The 1,726-nt window shown below is 71.3% G+C and carries 1 pseudogene; it reads left to right on the forward strand.

Going from position 1 to position 1,726, the window contains the following annotated elements:
- Positions 1 to 791 precede the first annotated feature (791 nt).
- Positions 792 to 1,726: pseudogene (locus tag ACFT41_RS32210) on the forward strand (hypothetical protein); the annotation flags it as partial.

A 1,726-nucleotide genomic window follows, 5' to 3' on the forward strand; every position in this document is an offset into this window, starting at 1 on the left:
GCGCGTACGCGTACGCGCGTGACCTGCGCAACCTGCGCAACAACCCGACGTTTCGGCCCCGTTCGACCCGATTCGCACAGCACAGGCGTAACGGATCAGGGGCCTAGGACGTACCGGATCTTGGGAGACGCGAGCACCGCGCTCCCGACCTGCGAAAGGGAGCACCCGCCGTGCACGGCCGACACCAGGACCGCGACGCCCGTTCCGCACGGGTCGAAAGGCCGTCAGGCGTGCCGGGGGGAACGTCTGTTGCGCGAAGTGGCAGGATCAGCCCAGTAATGCGAAACGGCCAGGGATTAGACCCCCTGGCCGCTTCTGACGTCCGCCCGGCTACCACACCAAGGGACTCGTCTGTGTCCAGCGTAAGCGACGCTCCGGCGTCTGCAACACCCACCGCTCCGCGTGCCGCCTCACGGGACGCCAGAGGCCCCCGCTGCGGGTGCGGGAACAAGATCACCCGCGTACCCGGCAAGCGCCCCAAGATCTACTGCTCCGACGCCTGCCGCAAGCGCGCGAAGCGGCTCCTCGCCAAGATCGAGCGGGAAGCCGCCCGTGGCGGGTCGTCCGGCAAATCCGGACGCCTTGGGAATGAAACAACAGAGTTTCCCGGGGGGTCTGCGGCCACCGGGTCTCAAGGGGCCGAATCGGACGTGCCAGAGGCCGCCCACCTGCACGAACACCACGACCGCGTCCTCCAGGCCAGGGCCCGGAAGTCGCGCCGGTACGCCGGACGCCGGACGCTGTGGCGGATCACCGGCGACCCCGCGTGCAAGGGCTGCGGCCGGAGCCTGATGGACCCGGCCTCCGGCGTCATCGTCGGGCAGACGGCATCCGGGACCGCCGTGGTCCTGGGCCTCATGCGCTGCGGGCGGATCTGGCTCTGCCCCGTCTGCGCGGCGACCATCCGGCACAAGCGGGCCGAGGAGATCACGGAGGCCGTAGTCGAGTGGATCCGCCGAGGCGGCACCGCCTACCTGGTCACGCTGACCACCCGGCACGCGGCCAAGGACCGACTCGACGGCCTGATGGACGCCCTCCAGGGCTCCCGGTCCGGCACGGCCGCCGAGATCCGCGTCGCCAAGGCCAACGTCGCCGTTGCCGAGACGACCCTCCAGGAGGTCACCGACCGGACCCGTGCCGCCGTGAACGCCGCCCGGCTTGCCGCGCCCAAGGGCCAGAAGCGCGCCGCGATGGCGGCCGCGAAGGAGGCAGCCGCGGGCGAGCTGGCCGACGCGCAGGCCCATCTCCGCACCACGCAGGCTGAGCTGGCGTCCACCCGCCGGAAGGCGGGCGCCTACCAGCGGCTCATCACCGGCGGCACCTGGGCCGGGCGGAAGTGCGACCCGGAGGGAATCCGCGGCCGGATCGGCTACATCGGCATGATCCGCGCAACAGAGGTCACCGTCGGCCTCGCCAACGGCTGGCACCCGCACATCCACGCGATCGTGCTCGTCGGCGGCCGGACCACGGGCGAGCGTGCCGAGAAGCGGGTGGCCGGCACCTTCGAGCCGTCGGAGAACGCGCTCACCGAGTGGCAGAACCACTGGCGGACGGTCTGGGTCGGCGCCCTCCAGGGGATCAACCCGAAGTGGCGGCCGTCGGACGACTGCGACCGGACCAACTGCCCGTGCGGCGGCAAGGGCCACGCGATCGACTTCAAGCGGCTGGAAACCGAGCGCGACGCCAAAGACCTGGGCGAGTACATCGCCAAGACCCAGGACGGCAA

The sequence above is a fragment of the Micromonospora sp. NPDC057141 genome (genome assembly GCF_042670805.1).
Lineage (GTDB): Bacteria > Actinomycetota > Actinomycetes > Mycobacteriales > Micromonosporaceae > Micromonospora.